This is a genomic window from Amaricoccus sp. (assembly GCF_017993425.1).
Classification (GTDB): Bacteria; Pseudomonadota; Alphaproteobacteria; order Rhodobacterales; family Rhodobacteraceae; genus Amaricoccus.
The window spans coordinates 1-22,791 of record NZ_JAGOMQ010000002.1 but is presented as its reverse complement, the minus strand read 5'-3'; the positions used below and the strand labels follow the sequence as shown (position 1 = coordinate 22,791).

General features: G+C 71.2%; 26 protein-coding genes. 14 read left to right on the top strand and 12 right to left on the bottom strand.

The features are described from left to right. Nucleotides 1-77 precede the first annotated feature (77 nt). The 6 genes from sufC to KBB57_RS01105 form a co-directional block, all read right to left on the bottom strand. Nucleotides 78-833 carry a Fe-S cluster assembly ATPase SufC gene (gene sufC, locus KBB57_RS01130; protein WP_290745498.1) on the bottom strand — a complete coding sequence of 252 codons (756 nt, stop codon included), beginning with the start codon at nucleotides 831-833 and terminating at the stop codon, nucleotides 78-80. 102 nt (nucleotides 834-935) lie between these two features. Further along, entirely contained in the window at nucleotides 936-1,184 is a 249-nt protein-coding gene (locus tag KBB57_RS01125) for a hypothetical protein (protein ID WP_290745495.1), read from the bottom strand. After that, complete coding sequence (locus tag KBB57_RS01120; RefSeq protein ID WP_290745494.1) at nucleotides 1,181-1,354, bottom strand: hypothetical protein; 174 nt, start codon at nucleotides 1,352-1,354, stop codon at nucleotides 1,181-1,183. Before KBB57_RS01120 ends, KBB57_RS01125 begins: the two co-directional genes overlap by 4 nt. Next, the gene (sufB, locus tag KBB57_RS01115; RefSeq protein ID WP_290745492.1) at nucleotides 1,351-2,874 is read right to left on the bottom strand and encodes a Fe-S cluster assembly protein SufB; all 1,524 of its coding nucleotides are present in this window, start codon (nucleotides 2,872-2,874) and stop codon (nucleotides 1,351-1,353) included. The genes KBB57_RS01120 and sufB overlap by 4 nt, the downstream gene beginning before the upstream one ends. A gap of 11 nt (nucleotides 2,875-2,885) precedes the next feature. Beyond that, on the bottom strand, nucleotides 2,886-3,953 hold the full coding sequence (locus KBB57_RS01110; RefSeq protein WP_290745490.1) for an aminotransferase class V-fold PLP-dependent enzyme: 1,068 nt from the start codon (nucleotides 3,951-3,953) through the stop codon (nucleotides 2,886-2,888). Nucleotide 3,954: 1 nt separating this feature from the next. Next, on the bottom strand, nucleotides 3,955-4,413 hold the full coding sequence (locus tag KBB57_RS01105; protein WP_290745487.1) for an Rrf2 family transcriptional regulator: 459 nt from the start codon (nucleotides 4,411-4,413) through the stop codon (nucleotides 3,955-3,957). Between the two features lie 184 nt (nucleotides 4,414-4,597). On the opposite strand from KBB57_RS01105, the gene KBB57_RS01100 reads away from it, so the two are divergent. Further along, nucleotides 4,598-5,248 (top strand): alpha/beta hydrolase, encoded by a 651-nt coding sequence (locus tag KBB57_RS01100; protein ID WP_290745484.1) that lies wholly within the window; start codon nucleotides 4,598-4,600, stop codon nucleotides 5,246-5,248. 362 nt (nucleotides 5,249-5,610) lie between these two features. Here the strand turns inward: KBB57_RS01100 and KBB57_RS01095 are convergent, their stop codons facing one another. The 3 genes from KBB57_RS01095 to KBB57_RS01085 form a co-directional block, all read right to left on the bottom strand. Beyond that, on the bottom strand, nucleotides 5,611-5,802 hold the full coding sequence (locus KBB57_RS01095; RefSeq protein ID WP_290745482.1) for a hypothetical protein: 192 nt from the start codon (nucleotides 5,800-5,802) through the stop codon (nucleotides 5,611-5,613). Continuing rightward, on the bottom strand, nucleotides 5,799-6,245 hold the full coding sequence (locus KBB57_RS01090; protein ID WP_290745479.1) for a DMT family transporter: 447 nt from the start codon (nucleotides 6,243-6,245) through the stop codon (nucleotides 5,799-5,801). The genes KBB57_RS01095 and KBB57_RS01090 overlap by 4 nt, the downstream gene beginning before the upstream one ends. 110 nt (nucleotides 6,246-6,355) lie before the next feature. Beyond that, nucleotides 6,356-7,432 (bottom strand): anhydro-N-acetylmuramic acid kinase, encoded by a 1,077-nt coding sequence (locus KBB57_RS01085; RefSeq protein WP_290745477.1) that lies wholly within the window; start codon nucleotides 7,430-7,432, stop codon nucleotides 6,356-6,358. 85 nt (nucleotides 7,433-7,517) lie between these two features. On the opposite strand from KBB57_RS01085, the gene tyrS reads away from it, so the two are divergent. After that, entirely contained in the window at nucleotides 7,518-8,765 is a 1,248-nt protein-coding gene (gene tyrS, locus KBB57_RS01080; RefSeq protein WP_290745474.1) for a tyrosine--tRNA ligase, read from the top strand. Between the two features lie 15 nt (nucleotides 8,766-8,780). Here the strand turns inward: tyrS and KBB57_RS01075 are convergent, their stop codons facing one another. Then, the gene (locus KBB57_RS01075; RefSeq protein ID WP_290745471.1) at nucleotides 8,781-9,035 is read right to left on the bottom strand and encodes a hypothetical protein; all 255 of its coding nucleotides are present in this window, start codon (nucleotides 9,033-9,035) and stop codon (nucleotides 8,781-8,783) included. A 207-nt stretch (nucleotides 9,036-9,242) separates the two neighbouring features. Between KBB57_RS01075 and KBB57_RS01070 the strand changes: the two genes are divergently transcribed. Beyond that, a complete protein-coding gene (locus KBB57_RS01070; protein ID WP_290745468.1) occupies nucleotides 9,243-10,436 on the top strand; it encodes an MFS transporter in 1,194 nt (397 codons plus the stop codon). A gap of 98 nt (nucleotides 10,437-10,534) precedes the next feature. Here the strand turns inward: KBB57_RS01070 and KBB57_RS01065 are convergent, their stop codons facing one another. After that, complete coding sequence (locus KBB57_RS01065; protein ID WP_290745464.1) at nucleotides 10,535-11,272, bottom strand: SDR family NAD(P)-dependent oxidoreductase; 738 nt, start codon at nucleotides 11,270-11,272, stop codon at nucleotides 10,535-10,537. A 16-nt stretch (nucleotides 11,273-11,288) separates the two neighbouring features. Further along, a complete protein-coding gene (locus KBB57_RS01060; protein ID WP_290745461.1) occupies nucleotides 11,289-11,978 on the bottom strand; it encodes a GntR family transcriptional regulator in 690 nt (229 codons plus the stop codon). A 130-nt stretch (nucleotides 11,979-12,108) separates the two neighbouring features. Between KBB57_RS01060 and KBB57_RS01055 the strand changes: the two genes are divergently transcribed. The 11 genes from KBB57_RS01055 (at nucleotide 12,109) to KBB57_RS01005 (ending at nucleotide 22,528) form a co-directional block, all read left to right on the top strand. Continuing rightward, nucleotides 12,109-13,149 carry a TIM barrel protein gene (locus tag KBB57_RS01055; RefSeq protein ID WP_290745457.1) on the top strand — a complete coding sequence of 347 codons (1,041 nt, stop codon included), beginning with the start codon at nucleotides 12,109-12,111 and terminating at the stop codon, nucleotides 13,147-13,149. A gap of 2 nt (nucleotides 13,150-13,151) precedes the next feature. Beyond that, nucleotides 13,152-14,294, top strand: a complete 1,143-nt coding sequence (locus KBB57_RS01050; protein WP_290745454.1) for a Gfo/Idh/MocA family oxidoreductase — start codon at nucleotides 13,152-13,154, stop codon at nucleotides 14,292-14,294. Nucleotides 14,295-14,299: 5 nt separating this feature from the next. Then, a complete protein-coding gene (locus KBB57_RS01045) occupies nucleotides 14,300-15,391 on the top strand; it encodes an ABC transporter ATP-binding protein (protein WP_290745451.1) in 1,092 nt (363 codons plus the stop codon). A gap of 39 nt (nucleotides 15,392-15,430) precedes the next feature. Then, entirely contained in the window at nucleotides 15,431-16,855 is a 1,425-nt protein-coding gene (locus KBB57_RS01040; protein ID WP_290745448.1) for an ABC transporter substrate-binding protein, read from the top strand. 70 nt (nucleotides 16,856-16,925) lie between these two features. Beyond that, a complete protein-coding gene (locus KBB57_RS01035) occupies nucleotides 16,926-17,981 on the top strand; it encodes a carbohydrate ABC transporter permease (protein ID WP_290745445.1) in 1,056 nt (351 codons plus the stop codon). After that, nucleotides 17,981-18,898 (top strand): carbohydrate ABC transporter permease, encoded by a 918-nt coding sequence (locus tag KBB57_RS01030; RefSeq protein ID WP_290745442.1) that lies wholly within the window; start codon nucleotides 17,981-17,983, stop codon nucleotides 18,896-18,898. Before KBB57_RS01035 ends, KBB57_RS01030 begins: the two co-directional genes overlap by 1 nt. Continuing rightward, nucleotides 18,898-19,986 carry an ABC transporter ATP-binding protein gene (locus KBB57_RS01025; RefSeq protein WP_290745439.1) on the top strand — a complete coding sequence of 363 codons (1,089 nt, stop codon included), beginning with the start codon at nucleotides 18,898-18,900 and terminating at the stop codon, nucleotides 19,984-19,986. The genes KBB57_RS01030 and KBB57_RS01025 overlap by 1 nt, the downstream gene beginning before the upstream one ends. Beyond that, nucleotides 19,983-20,411 (top strand): hypothetical protein, encoded by a 429-nt coding sequence (locus tag KBB57_RS01020; protein ID WP_290745436.1) that lies wholly within the window; start codon nucleotides 19,983-19,985, stop codon nucleotides 20,409-20,411. Before KBB57_RS01025 ends, KBB57_RS01020 begins: the two co-directional genes overlap by 4 nt. Then, on the top strand, nucleotides 20,411-21,355 hold the full coding sequence (locus tag KBB57_RS01015) for a carbohydrate kinase family protein (RefSeq protein WP_290745434.1): 945 nt from the start codon (nucleotides 20,411-20,413) through the stop codon (nucleotides 21,353-21,355). The genes KBB57_RS01020 and KBB57_RS01015 overlap by 1 nt, the downstream gene beginning before the upstream one ends. Nucleotides 21,356-21,357: 2 nt before the next feature. Next, nucleotides 21,358-21,687 carry an L-rhamnose mutarotase gene (locus tag KBB57_RS01010; protein WP_290745431.1) on the top strand — a complete coding sequence of 110 codons (330 nt, stop codon included), beginning with the start codon at nucleotides 21,358-21,360 and terminating at the stop codon, nucleotides 21,685-21,687. Between the two features lie 325 nt (nucleotides 21,688-22,012). After that, complete coding sequence (locus tag KBB57_RS01005) at nucleotides 22,013-22,528, top strand: histidine phosphatase family protein (protein ID WP_290745428.1); 516 nt, start codon at nucleotides 22,013-22,015, stop codon at nucleotides 22,526-22,528. The last annotated feature ends 263 nt before the right edge of the window (nucleotides 22,529-22,791 follow it).

Here is a 22,791-nt window from a genome sequence, read left to right as displayed (position 1 = left end):
GGGCTCGGGCCAGGCGGCGAGCAGCGCCTGCGCCGCCTCGAGCTTCAGGGCCGGGGCCTTGCGTGCCGTCGTCGCCATCACGCCACCGACCTCAGGATGTCGGCGTAGCCGTTGGTCTCGACCTCCAGCGCCAGATCCGGGCCGCCGGTGGCGACGATGCGCCCGTCCGCCATGATGTGGACGACGTCGGGGCGGATATGGTCGAGCAGGCGCTGGTAGTGGGTGATCACGAGGAAGGCGCGGTCCGGCGAGCGCAGCGCGTTGACGCCCTCGGCGACGAGCTTCATCGCGTCGACGTCGAGCCCGCTGTCGGTCTCGTCGAGGATGCACATCCGCGGCTCCAGCACCGCCATCTGCAGGATCTCGTTGCGCTTCTTCTCGCCGCCGGAGAAGCCGACGTTGACCGGCCGCTTCAGCATCTCGGCGTCGATGTCGAGGGACTTCGCCTTCTCGCGCACGAGGCGCAGGAAGTCGGCGGCGTTCACCTCCGGCTCGCCGCGCGCCTTGCGCTGGGCGTTGAGCGCGGTGCGCAGGAAGGTCATGTTGCCGACGCCGGGGATCTCGACCGGGTACTGGAAGGCGAGGAAGAGGCCCGCCGCGGCGCGCTCCTCCGGCTCCAGCGCGAGCAGGTCGGTCCCGTCGAGGGTCGCCGTGCCTTCGGTGACCTCGTAGCCCTCGCGGCCGGCGAGCACGTAGGAGAGGGTCGACTTGCCGGAGCCGTTCGGACCCATGATCGCGTGGACCTCGCCCGCGCGCACCTCGAGGTCGACCCCTTTCAGGATCGCCTTGTCCTCCTCCTCGAGCTTCACGTGGAGGTCATCGATCTTGAGCATTGTTCTTCCTCGATTTCACCCGGGCCGGCTCCGCCTGCGGCCGCGCCGCCCCGGCGAGCGCGAGGCCCGCCGCGAGCAGGCCCGCCAGGACCACCGCCCCGATCATTCCACCGTCCGCGCCATGCTGCCGGCGGAATAGGCCGCGCCCGCGACCTCCGCCAGCGCCACGAAGACCCAGATCACCGGGTTCGGCCACCAGGTCAGCCACGCGAGCCAGATCCCGAGCCCGCCCGCAAACGGCGACGCCACCAGCGCCGCGACGAGCAGCCGCTCGCCCCGCACGCCCGTCCCCTCGCGCGCGATCGCCACGATCTCGCCCATCCGTCCCCGCAGCGCCTCGCCGTCGGTCATGCTGGCGTTCCTCCTGCCATCGCGCCGCGAAGCGACGCCCAGTCGTCCATCATCCGCCGCATCTCGGCCATCTCCGCCTTGGTGGCGTCCAGGTGATCGCGCATGACGGCCAGATCCTCCTCGCACGCCATCACGAGCCGCAGGATCTCCCGGGCCGTTTCCTCCGTCACCCGACGCTCCCCTCCAGGCTGATCGCCACGAGCTTCTGCGCCTCCATGGCGAACTCCATCGGCAGCGCCTGCAAGACCTCGCGGCAGAAGCCGTTGACGACCAGCGCCACCGCCTCCTCCTCGTCCATGCCGCGGCTCCGGCAGTAGAAGAGCTGGTCCTCGTCGACCTTGGACGTGGTCGCCTCGTGCTCCACGCGCGAGGACGTGTTCTTCACCTCGATGTACGGCACCGTGTGCGCCCCGCACTGGTCGCCGATCAGCAGGCTGTCGCACTGCGTATAATTGCGCGCCCCCGTCGCCTTCGGATGCACCGAGACGAGGCCGCGATAGGTGTTCTGCGCAAACCCCGCGCTGATCCCCTTCGACACGATCCGGCTCTTGGTGTTCTTGCCGAGATGCGTCATCTTGGTGCCGGTGTCGGCCTGCTGGCGGTTGTTGGCGATGGCGATCGAGTAGAACTCGCCCTGCGACCCGTCGCCGCGCAGGATGCAGGACGGATACTTCCAGGTGATCGCCGAGCCGGTCTCGACCTGGGTCCACATCACCTTCGACCGCGCGCCGCGGCAATCCGCCCGCTTGGTGACGAAGTTGTAGATGCCGCCCACGCCGTTCTCGTCGCCGGGATACCAGTTCTGCACCGTCGAGTACTTCACCTCGGCGTCGTCGAGCGCCACGATCTCCACCACCGCCGCGTGCAGCTGGTTCTCGTCCCGCTTGGGCGCCGTGCAGCCCTCCAGGTAGCTCACATAGGCGCCCTTGTCGGCGATGATCAGCGTCCGCTCGAACTGCCCCGTGTTCTCGGCGTTGATGCGGAAATACGTCGACAGCTCCATCGGGCACCGCACGCCCGGCGGCACGTAGACGAAGGAGCCGTCGGAGAACACCGCGGAATTCAGCGTCGCATAGAAATTGTCGCTGATCGGCACCACGGAGCCCAGATACTTCCGCACCAGCTCCGGGTGCTCGCGCACCGCCTCGGAGATCGGGCAGAAGATCACCCCCGCCTTCGCCAGCTCCTCGCGGAAGGTCGTGCCGATCGACACGCTGTCGAACACCGCGTCCACCGCGACCCTGCGCCCCTCGACCGGCGTGTCGCCCGCGCCCTCGACGCCCGCGAGGATCATCTGCTCCTTGAGCGGGATGCCGAGCTTGGCATAGGTCGCCAGCAGCTCCGGGTCGACCTCGTCGAGCGACTTCGGCCGCTGCGCGAAGCTCTTCGGCCGCGCGTAGTAGTACTGGTCCTGGAAGTCGATCTCCGGGTAGCTCAGCATGGCCCAGGTCGGCTCCTCGAGCTCGACCCAGCGCCGATACGCCTTCAGCCGCCACTCGGTCAGCCAGTCCGGCTCGCCGTTCTTCCCCGAGATCAGCTGGACGATGTCCTCGTTCAGCCCCTTCGGCGCATACTCCGTCTCGATGTCGGTCTCGAAGCCGTACTTGTACCGCTCGCCGACCGAGCGCACCGCCTCGACCGTCTCGCGGTCGACGCCCTCGCGCAGCTCGAACTCCTCGCTGACCGCCATGTCGTCTCTCCTCACGCCGCCGTCGCGGCCCGCGCCCGGACCCGCCGGCGCGCCTTTTCCCATGCCTCGGCGAAGGCCAGCGCCTGCGCCTGCGTCGTCGCCGGGCCGATCGACACCCGGATCGCCGAGGCCGCCGCCTCCGCCCCGAGGCCCATCGCGGCCAGCGTCCGGCTCGCCCGGACCTTGCCGCTCGAGCAGGCCGAGCCGGCCGAGACCGCGAAGCCCGCCAGATCCATCGCCATCACCTGCGTCTCGCCCTTCCAGCCGGGCGTCGCGAGGCAGGTCACGTTCGGCAGGCGCGGCCCGCCTTTTCCGACAAAAATAGTCGTTTCGGCGGCGGACGCCAGAGCCGATTCTAGAATTTCTCTAATTTCCGCCACCCGCTCCCAGACGCCGTCCGCGAGGTCCCGCGCCGCCGCCTCCGCCGCGGCCCCGAAGCCCGCGATTCCCGTCACATTCTCGGTCCCGGCCCGCCGACCGAGCTCCTGCCCGCCGCCCCGCAGCGCCCGCCCCGCCTCGACCCCGTCGCGCAGCAGGAGCGCGCCCACCCCCTTCGGGCCGCCGAGCTTGTGGGCCGAGACCAGCGCCATCTCCGCGCCGCTCCAGCCGAAGGCGAAGGGGACCTTCCCGGCCGCCTGCGCGGCGTCCACCACCGCGAGCCCTTGCGGCAGGTCCTGCAGCACCCCCGTCTCCGGATTGGCCGCCTGCAACGCCGTGCGGCCCGGCTCCGCGACCGCCACCCGCCCCCCGGCGTCCACCGCCAGCTCCGCCCGCGTCCACGCCGCCACGCAGTCGTGCTCGACCGGCGCGGCGAGCAGGTCGCGCCCGGCGAGCGCCATCGCCGCCGCCTCGGTGGCGCCGGAGGTGAACACCACCTGCGCCGGGTCCGCCCCGAGCGCCGCGGCCACCTGCGCGCGCGCCCGCTCGACCAGCGCCCGCGCGGCGCGGCCCTCGGCATGGACCGAGGACGGGTTGCCCGCGACGTCGGCCGCCGCCGCCATCGCGGCGCGCGCCTCGGCGCGCAACGGCGCCCCGGCGTTCCAGTCGAGATAGACCCGCCCGTTCCCTCCGCCCGCCACGTCAGTCGTCGACCATCTGCACGAAGGCGGGCACCGCGGGGCACGGGGCCAACTGGTTGCCGACCACGTCGCCGAGCCGGGTCTGGTGCAGGAACACGTAGACGTTGGCCGAGAGCTGCTCCCAGAGCTTGTCGGTCAGCGCCTGCTCGCGGGTGCCGCGCGCCCCGCCGCTCGCGCCCGCCCCGCGCGACAGCGCGTCCATGGTCTCGTCGACGGCCGCGAGGATCTCGGCGATGCGGATCTGCTCGATCGGCCGCGCCAGCCGGTAGCCGCCGCCCGGGCCGCGCACCGAATCGACGATCTCCGCCCGGCGGAGCTTGACGAAGAGCTGCTCGAGATAGGCGACCGAGATGTCCTGGCGCTCGGCGATCTCCGCCAGCGAGACCAGCCGCTGCGGGCCCTGCGCCGCGAGATCGGTCAGCGCGATCATGGCGTAGCGGCCCTTGGTGCTCAGTTTCATGGATCGCCTCCCGACGTCCCGCGCATCGGGACCGACCTACGTGTTGACGATGGCTGGTCAAGCCCTTAACTGCGGGCGGAGCCCGGGGTCGCCTCCACGAGATTTAGAAGCATTCTAGATTGCGGCAGCGATTCCGTCAAGTTTGAGTCGCGCCCGCTCGCGACGCATCAGGAGTCTGGGCCCCATGCCCGAGGTGATCTTTCCCGGCCCCGACGGCCGGCTCGAGGGACGCTACCACCCGCAGAAGCACAAGGACGCCCCCATCGCGATCATCCTGCACCCCCACCCGCTCTACGGGGGCACGATGAACAACAAGGTCGTCTACAACCTGCACTACGCCTTCCATAAGATCGGCTTCACCTGCCTGCGGTTCAACTTCCGCGGCGTGGGCCGCTCGCAGGGGGAGTACGACCAGGGCATCGGCGAGCTCTCCGACGCCGCGGCCGCGCTCGACTACCTCCAGGCGATGAACCCCAACGCCAAGCATTGCTGGGTGGCGGGCTTCTCCTTCGGGGCGTGGATCGGGATGCAGCTCCTGATGCGCCGGCCCGAGATCGCCGGCTTCGTCTCGGTGGCCCCGCCGGCGAACCAGTACGACTTCTCGTTCCTGGCCCCCTGCCCCTCCTCCGGCCTGATCGTCTCCGGCTCGGCCGACCGGGTCGTGCCGGTCTCGGACGTGACCACGCTCGCCGACAAGCTCAAGCAGCAGAAGGGCATCACCATCACCCAGGCGACGATCGAGGGCGCGACCCACTTCTTCGACCCGGGCATGGACGAGATGATCGGCCTCGTCGACGACTACGTCCGCCGCCGCCTGACCGAGACGACGCGCTGACGGCCGGGGCCGCCAACCCCGCACGCACCAAGACAGGGGACGATCAGCGGCGCGGCCCGCCTCGCGACGGCTCCCGCAGGTTGACATGCGCATGTCAACCTGCTCGACGCGGAGCGGTTCGGACAGGGGGGGCGCAAGCTTCAAGTGAGTCGAACGGCGCCGCGAAATGCGGCGCTGATGACTGTGCAATGATTTTCACCGTTTATATTCAAAATATTTGTAAATATATTTCGAAATATATTTGCGCACAATAACGCTCTTCAAAATTCCGCCCATTCGCACCCGCCCGGATTTTCCGACATTTTCGCGGGCAACTACCACAAGGATGCTCGGCCCCTCCTATCGTGGAGTGTGACCGCGCGTCATTGACGCTCGTCGTCATCCGAGTCGTCATCCGATAGGAAGCGACCAGCTTCGACCAGTTCGGGCCGCTCCCGCAGGAAATCGGGATCCGCCGCGGGCTCGGCGGCGAGGGACGTCCAGCCGGGACGGTCTGGCCCCATGATGCCTGACATACGCTCAATAGCCGCGCCGGGCCGGCGGCGCGCGGTCATCCCCGCCGCACCAGCATCGCGCCGCCGAGGACCAGCGCCAGCCCGGCCGCGCGTTCCAGCGACAGCGGGCGCACCGCGAGGCCGAAGAGGCCGAAATGGTCGGCGAGGGTCGCGCCGAGCAGCTGGCCCGCCACCACCGTGGCGAAGAACAGCTGCGCCCCGGTGACCGGGGCGATCACCACGCCGCCGGCGACGAAGAGCGAGCCGATCAGCCCGGCGAGGAACACCCACCACGGCACGCCCGCCAGCGCCGCCCGGCTCATGTCGCCCCTCCCGGCGACCGCGGCGATGACGATCCCGCCGAGGCCGGCGACGACCAGCGACACCGCCGCCGCCCCGTAGGGACTGCCCACGGCCCGGGCGAGCACCGCGTTTATCAGCGGCTGGAAGGAGACCAGCATCCCCATTCCCAGCGCCGCCGCGAGGTAGAAGAAGATCGCCACGGGAGCCCTCCTCGTCGCCGGAACCGCGGGCCGCCGGCCGCCGCCGCGCAAAAACCCGCTCAAGCAATTTCAACAGCTTACCGAATATTCACGCGTGAACACCCCCCGTTTCACGGCCGGCTCACCCGCCCCCCGGAGACCGGCAGGCGCGCGCCCGTGGTCGAGGGCGCCGAGGTCGGCAGGCCCCGCAGCACCCGCACCGCGAGGAAGGCGAAGGCCTGCGCCTCGAGGAGGTCGCCGTCAAGCCCGACCGCCTCGACCGGCTCCACCGGCGCATTGGTCCGCGCCGCCAGGAGCCCCGTCAGCGTCGCGTTGCGCCGGCCGCCGCCGCAGACCAGCCAGCGCTCGACCGGCTCGGGGAACCAGCGCGCCGCCGCGGCCACGCAATCCGCGGTCACCGCCGCCAGCGTCGCCGCCCCGTCCTCGGTCGAGAGCCCCGCCACCGCGTCGAGGAAGCCGTGGAAGTCCTGCCGGTCGAGCGACTTCGGCGGCCGCCGCGCCAGCCAGGGATGCCCCGCCAGCCGCGCCAGCACGCCCGCATCGGCCCGCCCCCGCGCCGCGACCGCGCCGCCCTCGTCGAAGGCCTGCCCGAGCCGGGCGGCCAGGAAGTCGTCGAGCAGCGCGTTCCCCGGCCCGGTGTCGAAGGCGAGCAGCGCCCCCGCCGCCTCCGGGGCCGCCGCCCGCGGGTCGACCCAGGTGACGTTCCCCACGCCCCCGAGGTTCAGGAACGCCACCGGCCGCGCCGCCCCGATCCGCCGGGCGCAGGCGAAGTGGAAGAACGGCACGAGCGGCGCCCCCTCGCCGCCGCTCGCCACGTCGGCCGAGCGGAAGTCCCAGACCACGGGCCGCCCCAGCGCCGCCGCGAGCCGCGCCCCGTCGCCCGCCTGATGCGTGCCCCGGCCGCGCGGGGCATGGGCGAGCGTCTGGCCGTGGAACCCCACCACCTCCGCCTCCGGAAACTCCGCCGCCGCCTCGGCATGGGCCGCCTCGACCAGCGCGGCGATCCCCGGCGCCTCCGCCGCCTCCGGCCAGAGCCCCAGCCCGGCGCGCAGGGCGGCCCGCTCCTCCGGCGCATAGGGCCGGAAGCCGCCGCGGCCGAAGCCGGCGATCGTCTCGCCGTCGGTCTCGACCAGCGCCGCGTCGACGCCGTCCATCGAGGTGCCCGACATCATCCCCAGCGCCAGCATCGCCCCGCCTTCCCCCGCGCGCCCTTCCCTAGCCTCGGCCGAGCCTATAGAGACGGCGCGGCGCCCGGAAAAGGACGGAACGGCCATGACCTGCCAGCCGAAGAGCGAGTTCCTCCAGGTGATCCGCGCCCGCGGCTTCGTGCAGGACTGCACCGACCTCGCCGGCCTCGACGCCGCGCTCGCCGCCGGGCCGGTCACCGCTTACGTCGGCTACGACGCCACGGCGCGCTCGCTCCATGTCGGCCACCTCGTCAACATCATGATGCTGCGCTGGCTGCAGAAGACCGGCCACCGGCCGATCACGCTGCTCGGCGGCGGCACGACCAAGGTGGGCGACCCCTCCTTCCGCGACGACGAGCGCCCGCTGCTGACGCCCGAGCAAATCGCCGGGAACGCGGCCGCCCTCGCCGCGGTCTTCGACCGCTACCTCGACTACGGGCCGGGCGGCGCGCTGATGCTCGACAACGCCGAGTGGCTCGACGGGCTCAACTACCTCGGCTTCCTGCGCGACATCGGCCGGCACTTCTCGGTCAACCGGATGCTCGCCTTCGAGAGCGTGAAGTCCCGGCTCGACCGCGACCAGAGCCTGTCGTTCCTCGAGTTCAACTACATGATCCTCCAGGCCTACGACTTCCTGGAGCTCCACCGCCGCGAGGGCTGCCTCCTCCAGATGGGCGGGTCGGACCAGTGGGGCAACATCGTCAACGGCATCGACCTGACCCGGCGCGTGCTCGGGGCCGAGGTCTTCGGCCTGACCTCGCCGCTCATCACCACCTCGGACGGCCGCAAGATGGGCAAGTCGCAGGGCGGGGCCGTCTGGCTCAACGCCGCGATGCTGCCGCCTTACGATTTCTGGCAGTTCTGGCGCAACACCACCGACGCCGACGTCGGGCGGTTCCTGAAGCTCTACACCGAGCTGCCGGTCGACGAGTGCGACCGCCTCGGCGCGCTCGGGGGCGCGGAGATCAACGCCGCCAAGGTCACGCTCGCCAACGAGGCGACCACGCTCCTCCACGGCGCCGAGGCCGCCGCCGCCGCCGAGGCGACCGCCCGCGCGGTCTTCGAGCAGGGCGGCGTCGGCGACGACCTGACCGCGCTCACCATCCCCCGCGACGCGCTCGCCGCGGGGATGTCGAGCGCGCACCTCCTCGTCGCCGCGGGAATCGTGCGGTCCGGCAAGGAGGCGAAGCGGCTGATCGGCGAGCGGGGCGTCCGCTTCGACAACGCGCTGGTCACCGACCCCAACCTCCCCGTCACCGCCGAGACCCTCGGCGCGGAGCTGAAGGTCTCCGTCGGCAAGAAGAAGCACTACCTCGTCCGCCTCGCCGGCTGAGGCCGGCGACGCCGTTCAGCGGTCCTCCTCCTCCTTGTCGTCCTCGATGCGGATCTCCTCGGCGCGGAGGCGCGCCTCGATCTTGTTCATCGTCTGCTGGGCGGCGTCGTGGTCGTCGTGAACGACCTTGTCGAGCTCGTCGTTGAGCCCGCCGAGAACCGCGCCGATCGTCTCGTTGTCGCCGCGCTCGCGCCGCTCGAGCAACGCCCTCGCCGCGGCGATCCGCGCGCCGAGCGCCTCGCTGCGCTCCTCCAGGGTCTTCTTCGTCATCTCGGACCTCCTCCTCGCCGGGCGGCGCCACGGGCCTGCGCCGGTCGATCGACACTTGGCCGATCCGCCCCCCGGTAAGCAACCCGTCACGCGCGAAAGCGATCCCGCGACGGGCCCCGTCGACACCGCCCCGCCTGCCGGCTAAGACCGCGGTCGCCCCGGTCGCCCTCGGCCCGACGGGCCCGCGAGCAAGGGGGAAGCGGCCGGATGCGCCTCGGGATCGTCGTGCTGGTGCTCGCCTACGGGCTGAGCCAGTTCTACCGCGCCTTCCTCGCGGTGCTGACGCCCGCCCTCGGCGCCGACCTCGGGATGGAGCCGGCGGACCTCGCCCGCGCCTCCGGCGTGTGGTTCGCCGTCTTCGCGGCGGCGCAGATCCCCGTCGGCCTCGGCCTCGACCGGCTCGGGCCGCGGCGGGTGGCGGCGACGCTGTTCCTCGTCGGCGCGGGCGGCGGGGCGGCGGTGTTCGCGCTGGCGGCGTCGCCGGCGTGGATCGTCGCGGCGATGGCGCTGATCGGGCTCGGCTGCGCGCCGGTGCTGATGTCGATGCTCTACATCTTCGCGCGGATCTATTCGCCCGCCGCCTTCGCGAGCCTCGCCGGGCTCGTCATCGGGCTCGCCTCGATCGGCAACCTCGTCGCGGCCGCGCCGATGGCGCTCGCCGCCGACGCCTTCGGCTGGCGGGGGGCGATGGCGGGGATCGCGGTCTTCTCCGTGGCCGTGGGGCTGATGCTGCTCGCGGTGGTGCGCGACCCGCCGCCCGCCCCGGCGCCGCCGGCGGAGAGCACGGCGCCGGGCGGGCTCGGGGCGCTGCTGCGCACGCCGGCGCTCTGGGCGATGGCGCCGCTGGTCCTCGTCAACTACGCCCCCGCCGCCGGGGTGCGCGGGCTCTGGGCCGGGCCCTACCTGCGCGAGACCTTCGGGCTCGACGCCGACGGGATCGGCACGGTGACGCTGGTCATGGCGGCGGCGATGATCCTCGGCAACTTCGCCTACGGGCCGGCGGACCGCCTGCTGCGCACCCGGAAATGGACGCTGGTCGCCGGGAACCTGCTGGCGGGCGGGGCGCTGATCCTGCTCGGGCTGACGCCCGACCGCGGCGTCGGCTGGGCGACGGCGCTCCTCGCGGCGCTCGGGTTCTTCGGGGCCTCGTTTCCGCTCGTCATGGCGCATGTGCGGAGCTACTGCCCGCCGCACCTGGTCGGCCGCGGGGTGAGCTTCGCCAACATGCTGGCGATCGGGACGGTCGGGCTGCTGCAGTTCGGCGGCGGGCGGCTCTATGGCGGCCTCGTCGCCGGAGGCGCCGCGCCCGCGGCGGCGTTCGGGACGCTGTTCACGGTCTTCGGCGCGCTCCTCGCGCTCGGGGCGGCCGTCTACGTCCTCGCCGAGGATCGGCTGGACTGATCCCCGCCACGACTTGCGACGGGGATCATGACATTGATATCTCCACTATAATCTCGGTATCCCATAGTTACCCACAGGACGCGCCCGCGTGGCGCGCCTCAATAGACCGCCCTGCCCCCGGTCATGTCGAAGGTGAAGCCGGTGGTGAAGCTGCACTCGGGCGAGACGACCCAGCCGATCATCGCCGCCGCCTCGTCGAGCTCGCCGCAGCGCTTCATCGGGATCCTGTCCGTCATGTACTTGACCTGCGCGTCGGGGAGCGCCGCCACCATCGGCGTGCGGATCACCGCGGGGGCGAGCGCGTTGATGGTCACGCCGCTCTCGGCGTATTCCTTGCCCATCACCTTGACGAGCCCGATCAGCCCCGCCTTCGAGGCCGAATAGGCGGCCATCCCGGCGTTGCCCTCCTTGCCGGCGATCGAGGCGACGTGGAGGATGCGGCCGTAGCCCGCCTCGCGCATCCGCCGCAGCGCCGGCTGGCTCAGGTAGAGCGCGCCGGTCAGGTTGATGCGCACCACCGCCTCGAAATCGGCGCGGTCGACCTCCTCGGAGATGATGTTGGTCTTGCCGACGACGCCGGCGCAGTTGACCAGCGCGTCGAGCTTGCCGAACCGCGTCCACAGCCGGTCGATCGTCGCCTCGCAGGCACCGGCGTCGGTGATGTCGAGCGCCTCGGCCACCGCGCCGCCGCCGATGCCGGCGGCGACCTCGGCCGGGTCGTGGCGGTCGAGGCAGGCGACGCGCACGCCGGCGCGGGCGAGCCGCTCGGCGACGGCGCGGCCGATGCCGCTCGCCGCGCCGACGACGGCGGCGGCATAGCCTTCGGGATAGGTCATCTCGGGTCTCCTGGGGTCATTGCGCCGGCTCCGCGAGCAGCGCGTCGAGGTATTGCAGCGTCTTGTGCTGGGCGGCGTCGAGATGCCGCAGCATCGCCGCCGCCGAGGCGTCGGGGTCGCCGCGGCGCAGCGCGTCGACGATGGCCTGGTGCTCGACCAGCGTCGCCGGGCCGCGGCCCTCGAGCGGGATGGTCAGGTGCCGGCAGCGGTCGAGCTGAGCCTTCGATATCTCGATGGCACGCCACAGCATCGGATAGTCGGAGATCTCGGTGATGGCGCGGTGGAAGGCGTCGTCCTGGGCGATGGCGTCGACAAAGGCGCGGCGCTCGATCGCCGCGGCGTGCAGGAGCTGGATGTCGGCGAGCCGGTTCAGCCAGGCGGGCGTCATCCGCAGCGCCGCCTGCCGGGCGCTCTCGCCCTCCAGCGCGCGGCGGATCACGTGGGCCTGCTCGATCTGCCGGCGGTCGAGCGGCGCGACGGTGGTGCCGGACTGGGCGCGGACCTGAAGGAGACCCTCGTCGGCGAGCTTCTTCACCGCCTCGTGGACGGGCGTGCGCGAGACCTCGAGCCGCGCCGCGATGGCCTTCTCGTCGAGCGACACGCCCGGCTCCATCGACCCGGTGAGGATCAGCTCGCGCAGCACCGCGTAGACCTGCTCGCGGAGCGGCCGCGTCCGGTCGAGCCGGGTGTCGAGAAGCGCCGCCATTCCTCCCCCTGTTCCGTCCGAGGCCGCTTGCGCGGTCGCTTTTTCGTGATACTAATATACCAGTTCAAGCCTGTCACCGGGGGCGTGCCCCCGAAAAAGAAACGAACGGGCCGGACGGGGAGGATGAGGGGTGAAACAAGCTTTTCCCAAGCTGCACAACGCCATGTGGCCGGGTCTCGTCGGCAAGGGTCCGGATTCGGAGCCGCCGATCGACCTCGACACCATGCTGGCGCTGACCGCCGCGGCGGAGGTCGACGGGCAGAGGTTCGACGGCGTCGACCTGTTCCTGTCGCTGCCGCACACGCCGATCGACGCGGACGACGACGAGATCAGGCGGCTCGCCGACAAGGTGGGCTCGCTCGGCCTCGTCGTCGGCTCGGCGGTGGCGCCGGTCTGGCCGCCGGTGGGCGGCGGCTCGGCGATGGGGAGCCAGGAGGAGCGCGACCGCTTCGTCGAGATGGTGGCGAAGTCGTGCCGGATCATGGGCCGGCTGCGCGAGCTCGGGGTGCGGCCCTACGGCGTCATCCGGATCGATTCGGCCTGCTCGCCGGGGGACTGGGCGAAGGATCCGGCGGGGAACACCCGGCTGATCGCCGACACCTTCCGCCGGGCCTGCGACATCGCCGCCGACCACGGCGAGCGGCTGGCCTGCGAGGGCGAGATCTGCTGGGGCGGGATGCACTCGTGGAAAGCGATGGTCGACACGCTGGAGGCGACCGACCGGCCGGGGATCATCGGCTTTCAGGCCGACATGGCGCATACGCTGCTCTACGCCCTCGGCTACAACGCCCCGGAGGCGCGGCTCGTGCCCGAGGGGTTCGACTGGGAGCCGGACGCGCTCGACGCGGCGCTGAGGACGCTCACCGACGCGCTCCGGCCGTGGACGATCGACTTCCACGTCGCCCAGAACGACGGCTCGGTCTACGGCGAGGGCTACCACGACAAGACCGGCCGCCACTGCATGGCGACCGACCCGAAGGGCAAGCTCGACATCGCCCGCCACGCCGGCCTGTGGCTGCGCGACGGGGACGGGAACCTGACCAAGGCGTTCCGGCACATCTGCTGGGACGGCTGCATGTTCCCGAACGCCGAGTTGATGAAGGCGCAGACCTGGAACGACGTGCTCGCGGCGATGATCTCGGTCCGCGACGCCCACGGCTGGAGCGAGTGACGATGGCGAAGGCGAAGCTCCGCGTCGGGCTGGTCGGCTACGGGTTCATGGGGCGGGCGCATTCCAACGCCTTCCGCAAGGTGGGGAATTTCTTCGACCTCGACCGCGAGGTGGAGCTGGTCGCCGTCTGCGGCCGCGACGGCGCGAAGGCGCAGGCCCATGCCGACACCTGGGGGTTCCGGCGGGCCGAGACCGACTGGAAGAAGCTCGTCCGCCGCCGCGACATCGACCTGATCGACATCGCCGCGCCGAACGACATGCACAAGGACATCGCCATCGCCGCCGCCAAGGCCGGCAAGATGGTGATGTGCGAGAAGCCGCTGGGGCGGAACGCCCGCGAATCCGAGGCGATGGTCGCCGCGGTGGCGAAGGCCGGCGTGCCGAACATGGTCTGGTACAACTACCGCCGCATCCCGGCGGTCAGCTTCGCCAAGCAGCTGATCGACGCGGGAAAGCTCGGCCGCATCTACCATTACCGGGCGAAGTTCCTGCAGGACTGGACCATCTCCGAGGACCTGCCGCAGGGCGGCGCCGGGCTCTGGCGGCTCGACGTCGGCGTCGCGGGCTCGGGCGTGACCGGCGACCTGCTCGCGCATTGCATCGACACGGCGATGTGGCTGAACGGCCCGATCCGCGAGGTGACGGCGGCGACCGAGACCTTCGTCAAGCAGCGCATGCACACTCTGACCGGCAAGGTCGAGCCGGTGGGCATCGACGACGCCTCGCTGTTCCTCGCCCGCTTCGACAACGGCTCGCTCGCCACCTTCGAGGCGACCCGCTACGCCCGCGGGCACAAGGCGGCCTACACCTTCGAGATCAACGGCGAGCACGCCTCGATCGCCTGGGACCTGCACGACCTGACCCGGCTCGCGTATTTCGACCACCGCGACGAGGGACCGGAGCGCGGCTGGCGCTCGATCCACGTCACCGACGGCGACCATCCCTACATGGGCCACTGGTGGGTGCCGGGGCTCTCGATCGGCTACGAGCACAGCTTCGTCCACCAGGTGGCGGATTTCGTGAAGGGGCTGGAGACGGGTCAGCCCGCCGCGCCGACCTTCGCCGACGCGCTGGAGACCGACCGCGTCACCGACGCCGTGCTGAAGTCGGCGCGCTCGGGCCGCTGGGCGGCGACGGGGCTCTGAGGCGGATGGCGCAGCCGATCCTCGCCCTCTCCGGCCTCTCCAGGCGCTACGGCGCCACCGTGGCGCTCGACGGCATGGACCTGGAGGTGGCGGAGGGCCGTTTCTTCGCGCTCTTCGGGCCCTCCTCCGTCGGCAAGACCACCACGCTCCGCGCCATCTGCGGGCTCGTGCGGCCCGACGCCGGCACGATCCGCATCGACGGCCGCGACGTCACCCATGCCGAGATCCGCGGCCGCGGGGTGGCCATGGTGTTCCAGTCCTTCGCGCTCTACCCGCACCTGACGGTGGCGCAGAACCTCGCCTATCCGCTCAAGGAGGCGGGCGTCGCCGCGGCCGAGATCCGCAGGCGGATCGCCGACACCACCGAGATGCTGCGCATCGCCCACCGGCTCGGCAACAAGCCCGGCACGCTCTCGGGCGGCGAGCAGCAGCGCCTCGCGCTCGGCCGCGCCCTGATCGCCCAGCCGCGCATCCTGCTCCTCGACGAGCCGCTGACCAACCTCGACGCCAAGCTCCGCCACGACATGCGCGCCGAGCTGAAGCGCCTCCACCGCGACCTCGGCACCACCATCGTCTACGCCACCCCCGACGAGCTCGAGGCGCTCTCCATGGGCGAGGAGATCGCCGTGATGGAGCACGGCCGCGTGGTGCAGAAGGGCACGCCCGACAGCCTCTACGACCGGCCGACCAGCGTCTACGTCGCGGCCAAGATCGGCTCGCCGCACATGAACCTCTACGAGGGCCGCGTCACCGCCGACGCCCGCGCCGTCGCCACGGCGCTCGGTCCCATTCCCGTCGCCCATGCCGGCCTCGCCCCGGGCGCGCCCGTCACCCTCGGCGTCCGCCCGGCGGACGTCCGGCCCGGCGCGGCCCCCGAGGGCGCGGCGGCCGTCGACGCGGCGGTCAGCCTGATCGAGCCGCTCGGCGACGTCACCATCGTCTCGCTCGCCACCGAGGGCCAGCCGCTGCGCGTGCTGGTCCCCGAGGCCCGCGCCAGCCACCTGCGCCGCGGCGACCGCTTCCCGGTCGCCATCGCGGCGAGGGACGTCCACCTGTTCCGGCCCGGCGACGGCGCCGCGATCGAGAGGCCGAGCTGAGAAACCCGGCCATGAAGCAGAAGGGGAGGAACAACTAAAATGAAGCTGGACTGCCGCAAATCACTCACCCGCCTCGGCGCCGCTAGCGCGCTCGCCCTGATGGCGGGCGGCGCCTTCGCCGAGGAGATCGTCCTCAACATGGCGGTGCCGGACTGGCCCCCGACCCGCATCATGAAGGACCTCTTCGACAAGAACTACAAGGCGCCCTCGGGCAACGACGTGAAGCTCGAGATCGACTTCATCCCCTGGGGCGACTACTACACCCGCCTCAACGCCTCGCTGGTCTCCGGCGAGCAGAAGTACAACATGGCGGTCTCCGACAGCCAGTGGCTCGGCGCCTTCATCGAGGGCGGCTACTACCGCAACCTCAACGACATCCTCGAGAAGGACCCCGACCTGCAGAAGGTCCTCGAGGGGATGCATCCGGCGCCGCTGCAGGCCTACGCGACCTATCCCTACAAGTCGGACAACATCTACGGCTTCCCGCAGTTTCCCGACATCCTCGTCACCTACGCGCGGTCGGACGTCCTCTGCGACGAGACCGAGCAGAAGGCGTTCCAGGAGAAGTTCGGCCAGAAGCTGCCCTGCACGCCCGAGGAGCTCGACGAGATCGACTGGGATCTCTTCGAGAAGATCGGCCAGTTCTTCCAGCGCAAGGCCGGCGACAACCTGATGGGCCAGCCGCTGAAGGAAGACTTCTACGGGATCGCCTTCCAGGCCGGCAAGGCCTACGACTTCAGCTCGATGCAGATCAACGGCTTCATCTGGGAGCACGGCGGCGACATCTGGGACGAGACCAAGATCCCCGAGGGCCAGGCCGAGGGCGTCGTCAACTCCGAGATCGCGGTGACCGCGCTCGACCACTACATGCGCATGCTGCAATACATGCCGCCGGTGGTGAAGACCGGCTCGATGGACATCTTCGTCACCGACGAGCTGTTCCGCGAGGGCAAGGTCGCGCTCAACGTCAACTGGATCGGCTTCGCCGAGAGCTCGATCAACCCCGAGACCTCGCAGGTCGCCGACAGCGTGATCTTCGCCAACCCGCCGGGCCTGAAGAAGGACGACGGCACCGTCGACCGCACCCAGAACATCGGCGGCCAGCCCTTCGTGCTGATGACCTGGAACACCGACACCGAGGTCAACGAGGCGATCGACTTCGTGAAGTGGTGGCTCTCGCCCGACATCCAGCACATGTACGCCTCGCAGGGCGGGCAGAGCGCGATCAAGGCGGTCTACGAGGATCCGAAATACGTCACCTACCGGCCGTGGAACCGCGCCTGGGCGAAGAACCTCGACTGGCAGCGCGACGTCTGGCACATCCCGCAGTTCTACGAGCTCCTCGTCGAGCAGCAGGAGCAGTTCGACCTCGCGATCACCGGCCAGCAGGACGCGAAGACGACGCTCGACACCATCGCGGCGTTCCAGCAGCAGCTGCTGACCGACGCCGGGCTGATCCAGTAGCGATCCGACCCGATCCGCGCGCCGGGAGAGCCCGGCGCGCGCCTCCGCCGAAACGAGCCGCGCGAGACCGATGACAGCAGCCGTCCTTCCCGATCCCGCGCGCCGCCCGGGGCTCCTCGCGCCGGACTGGCGCAACTGGCGCCTCGCGCTCCTCGTCGCGGTGGTCGGCGTCCCGCTCGCCGCGGCGCTCCTGCCCGCGGGCGCGGGCTTCTGGGTCGCCTTCGCGCTGGCCGCCCTCGTCGCGGCGACCGCCGTCGTCAACGCCTGGGGCCGCCATACCGGCGGGCTGCTGGTCGCGCCGGCGATCGCGGTCCTCGTCATGATGAACATCTTCCCGCTGCTCTGGTCGCTCGGGCTGTCGTTCTTCGCCTACCGCGCCGACCGGCAGACGATGGGCTTCCTCGGGGTGCGCAACTACGAGCGCGTGCTGACCGACCCCGTGGTCTGGGACCGCCTGACCACCACGGCGCTCTTCGTGGTGCTGACGGTCGCGGCGCAGATGGTGGTGGGCTTCCTCCTCGCCATGCTCTTCGCCAAGCAGTTCCCGCTGCGGCGCTACCTGCTCATCCTCGTGCTGACGCCGATGATGCTGAGCTTCGTCGCCGTGGGCGCCTTCTTCCGCTACTACTACGACCCGACCTTCGGGCTCGTCAGCCAGTTCGCGCGGCTCTTCACCAACGAGAACTTCGTGCTGATCTCCTCGACGCCGGGCGCCATCGCCGCGATCGTGATCGCCGACGCCTGGATGTGGTCGCCCTTCGTGATGCTTCTGGTGCTCGCCGGCCTCGTCTCGGTGCCGAAGCACCTCTACGAGGCCGCCGCCATCGACCGCGTGCCCGCCTGGCGGCGGTTCTGGTTCATCACCTTCCCCTACGTGAAGGGCCTGCTGCTGCTCGCGCTGCTCTTCCGCACCATCGAGGCGTTCAAGCTCTTCGACGTCGTCTTCATCCTGACCGACGGCGGCCAGCGCACCGAGACGATCGCGCTCTACGTCTACCGGCAGGCGATCCAGTTCAACAAGACCTCCGAAGCGGCTGCGCTGTCGTACATTCTCCTCTTCACGGTGATCGTGCTGACCAACCTCTACCTCTACCTCGCCAACCGGCGCAGCCAGGGAGCCGCGTGATGGCCCTCTTCGCCTCGCGCGGTCGCGCCGTCGACCAGGCCGGCTGGGGCCGCACCGCCTTCGCGGCCGCGGTCAGCCTGATCTACTTCTTCCCGGTCCTCGTGATCATCCTGACCTCGTTCAAGATCCACGCCGACGCCCTAGCCGTTCCGGCGAAGCTCTTCCCGACCACGCTCTTCGGCCTGATCCCGGAGCGCTTCACCTTCGAGCCGACGCTGCAGAACTTCGTCAACGTGTTCTCCCGCTCCTACGCGGCGGGCGCCGACGCGCAGTCGACGGGCTTCGCGCTCTACTTCTTCAACTCGGTGTTCATCGCCGGCGCCTCGGTGGCGCTCGCCCTCGTCATCGGCACGCTCGCCGCCTTCGGCTTCTCGCGCTATCCGCTCAAGGGCAACGACACCTACCTCTTCGTCATTCTGACGACGCGGATGCTGCCGGCCATCGTCGTCATCATCCCGGTGATGCTGCTCTTCCGCGTCACCGGTCTCTCCGGCACCTATACCGGCATCATCCTGCTCTACACCGCCTTCAACCTGCCCTTCACCATCTGGATGATGAAGAGCTTCTTCGACGAGCTCTCGCCGGACGTCGAGGACGCCGCCCGTCTCGACGGCTCGACCGACCGGCGGGTGTTCTTCCGCATCTGCCTGCCGCAGGTGGTCGCCGGCCTCGCCGCCACCGCCGTCTTCGGCCTGATCCTCACCTGGAACGAGTTCCTCTTCGCGCTGCTCCTGACCGGCATCCACACCCGCACCGTCCCCGTCGCCATGAGCCAGACCATCGGCGGCGACATCGGCGTGCGCTGGGGCCTGCTCGCCGCCATCGAGACGCTGTTCCTCATCCCCGTGATCCTCGTGACCTTCTTCCTGCAGAACCACCTGCTCCGGGGCGTCACCTTCGGCACGGTGAAGCGCTGATGTCGACGATCGAGCTCAAGCGTGTCACCAAGCGGTTCGGCACCTTCACCGCCGTCCGCGAGGTCGACCTCGCCGTCGCCCCCGGCGAGGTCGTCTGCCTCCTCGGCCCCTCCGGCTGCGGCAAGACCACCACGCTGCGCATCATCGCCGGCCTCGAGCAGGCCAGCGAGGGCGACGTCCTGATCGCCGGCCAGCGGATGAACGACCGCACCCCGGAAGAACGCGACATCGCCATGGTGTTCCAGTTCTACGCCCTCTACCCGGCGCTGACCGTGGGCGAGAACCTCGGCTTCCCCCTCCACGCCGAGGGCGTCTCCGCGGCCGAGCGCGCCCGCCGCGTGCGCCAGGTGGCGGAGACGCTGCAACTGACCCACATCCTCGACCGCCTTCCCGGCCAGATCGCCGAGGGCGAGAAGCAGCGCGTCGCCGTCGCCCGCGCGATCATCCGCGACCCGAACTGCTTCCTCTTCGACGAGCCGCTCTCCCGCCTCGACGTCGAGCTGCGCCAGACCATGCGCGGCCAGATCAAGGAGGTGCTCCAGGGCCTCTCCAAGGCCACCGTCATCGTCACCCACGACCAGCTCGAGGCGCTGACGATGGCCAACCGCACCGCGATCATGCGCGACGGGCTGATCGAGCAGATCGGCACCCCCCACGAGGTCTTCGCCAAGCCCGCCAACGCCTTCGTCGCGAGCTTCATCGGCACGCCGCAGATGAACCTGATCGGCGGCGAGCTGGTCCGCGCCGAGGGCGGCACGGCCGAGATCTGCATGGAGGGCACGAACGTCCGCCTGCCCGTCGACCCCGCCGTCGCCGGGATGAGGCCCGGCCGCGTCACCATCGGCATGCGCCCCCGCGCCGTCACCCTCGCCCCCGACGCCGGCCCCGAGGCCTTCACCGCGCTGGCCGAGCTGATCGAGCCGATGGGCGCCGAGACGCTGATCCACGCCCGCACCGTCAACGGCGACGACATCCGCGTCGTGCTGCCCCGCGCCCGCCGCGTCGCGGTCGGCGAGACGCTGCACCTCGTGCCCGAGGCCGGGCAGACCCATGTCTTCGACGAGGCCGGGAGGGCCGTCCGCTCATGAGCCAGCCCCCCGGCCCCGGCATGTCGCCCGCCGTCGCCTTCCGCATCGAGGCCGCGATCATCGGCCTCGGCGTCGTCGCGCTGGCGATGATCTTCCAGCCCTTCTCGCTCGCGGTCTTCACCCTCGGCTGCATCCTCGTCGTCTGCGCCGCGCTCGCCAACAACATGCTGCCCTTCGCCCAGGCCGGCCAGCCGCTCCGCAAGGTGATCTTCGCCGGCGTCATCGTCCTGATGATCTTCTGCATCGCGCTCGTCGTCTCGATCGCCGCGGCGCATCTCTACGGCGTCGTCTTCCTCAAGCCGCCCCCCGCCGGAACCTCGCTCGCGCCGCCCGCGCCGCCCTTCTGGCGCCAGCCGCTGGTCTGGGGCCTCGCCGCCGTCGCCGCCGCGCTCGCCCTCGTCGTCCGCGCCATGACCCGCCGCTGATGCCCGACGTCTCCGTCATCGGCCTCTACATCCTCGACGTCCTCGGCCGCCCGGTCACGGCGATCCCCGAAGGCGGCGGCGTCGACTTCATCGAGGAGATCCGCCTGACCGTCGCCGGCACCGCCGGCGGCACGGTCGTCGACGCCGCCAAGCTCGGCCTCTCCTGCCTCGCCGTCGGCGCCGTCGGCGACGACGAGAAGGCCGACTGGGTGATGCTGACGCTCGCGAAGCACGGCATCGACACGTCGCTGATGCAGCGCATCCCGGGCGTCGCCACCTCCGCCACCATCCTCAACGTCCGCCCGAACGGCGAGCGCCCGGCGCTGCACGCCCGCGGCGCCTCGGACCATTTCGACGTCGCGCCGGAGACCTACGACCGCGTCCTCGCGCCCCCCGTCATCCACCTCGGCGGCACCGGCCTCCTCGCCCGCCTCGACGGCGCCCGCTCCGCGGAGATCCTGCGCGAGGCCAGGGCCCGCGGCCGCACCACCACCTGGGACCTCGTCGGCGCCCGCGCCGAGACGGCGGAATTCGTCCTGCCGCTCCTGCCTTACATCGACTACTTCATGCCCTCGATCGAGGAGGCCGCCGTGATGTGCGGCCTCTCCGACCCCGAGGACGTCGCCCGCTTCTACCTCGACCGCGGCGTCACCGCCTGCGTGCTGACCATGGGCGCCGAAGGCGCCTTCTACGCGCACCGCGACGGGACCCGCCTGCGCTCGCCCGCCTTTGACATCGACATCGTCGACACCACCGGCTGCGGCGACGCCTTCGACGCGGGCTTCATCGCCGGCCTCGTCCGCGGCATGGACGTCGAGACCGGCCTGCGCTTCGCCCAGGCCGCCGCCGGCCTCGTCGCCGGCGGCCTCGGCTCCGACGCGGGCATCGTCTCCTTCGAGGACACCGAGGCCGCGATGCGGCGCTGGAAGATCAGGCGGAGCTGAGAATGGAACGCATGGCCCAGATCATCCGGCTGAAGCCGGAGGTCCTCGACGAGTACAAGCGCATCCACGCCGCCGTCTGGCCGGAGATTCTGTCGCTCATCTCCGCCTGCAACATCCACAACTACACGATCTTCCTCAAGGAGCCGGAGAACCTCCTCTTCGCCTACTGGGAATACCACGGGACCGACTTCGCCGCCGACATGGAGCGGATGAAGGCCGACGCCCGGATGCAGGACTGGTGGAGGATCACCGACCCGATGCAGGAGCCCCTCGACACCCGCCGGCCCGGCGAATGGTGGGCGCGGATGGAGAACGTCTTCCACACCGACTGACCGCCCGCCCGACCGCCCCGCCCCGTCCCGACCCGGGGGAGCGCGCTCGGCTCCGGCTCCCGCCCGTCCCATGCATGGTGACCGCATCCGCCGAGGCACGGGGTGGGACAGGGCGCTGGCGCCCTACGGGACCGGCCCGAGCCGGCGCTGGCGCCGCCGCCTCCGTAGTCCTTGGACGTGACGTGGCCCGGTTTCCCCGCCCGAAAGCCGGCATGACCCGTGGGTCATGGGCAGGACCATGCCCGACCAGCGCTCGCCGCCGGCGACCCGCCCCGCTCCGCATGACCCCTTCCGGCCCCGCCGCTTCCGTGGCATGGGACGGGCCATGCTCACCCTGATCCTGATGCGCCACGCCAAGTCGAGCTGGGCCGACCGCGGCCAGGCCGACGTCGACCGCCCGCTCAACGCCCGCGGCCGCCGCGCCAGCGCCGCCGTCGGCGACTGGCTGGCCTCCAAGGGCCTCATCCCCGCGGCCGCCCTCGTCTCCGCCGCGGCGCGCACCCGCGAGACCTGGGAGCGCCTCGGCCCCGGCTTCGCCGACGTGCCCGCCCGCTTCCTGCCGGAACTCTACCACGCCGGCCCCGAGACGCTGCTGCGCGTGCTCCGCGCCGCGCCGCAGGCGTCGCCGCTCCTGCTCCTCGGCCACCAGCCCGGCATCGGCGAGGCGGCGCTGCGCCTGCTCGCCGCCCTGCCCGACGACCCGGACTACGCGCGCTACCCGACAGCCGCCACCGCGGTGATCGCCTTCGAGGCCCCCGCGTGGTCCGCCGTCGCGTGGGGCTCCGGCCGCCTCGCCGACTTCGTCACCCCCGCCGCCCTCGCCGCCGGCGACGACGACTGAGGCCCCTGCCCTAACCCGACGCGCCCCGCCCCGGGCGGCGACCGGCCGCGCCCGCAAGCCGAGACGCCACTCACCCCGGGATCCGCAGCCGCCCCGTCGTCCCCCCGTCGTCCCGATCCGCACATCCTCCGCGGCCGGGAAGCCCGCGCCGACCGCCTGGAACGCCGACCGCGCGACCGCCGGAGCCCCCGCCGCCGGCACGGCCGCCGTGCGCCGCTGCCCGGCTCTCCCACGCGCCGCGCCCGGACGAGCGACGATCGCGC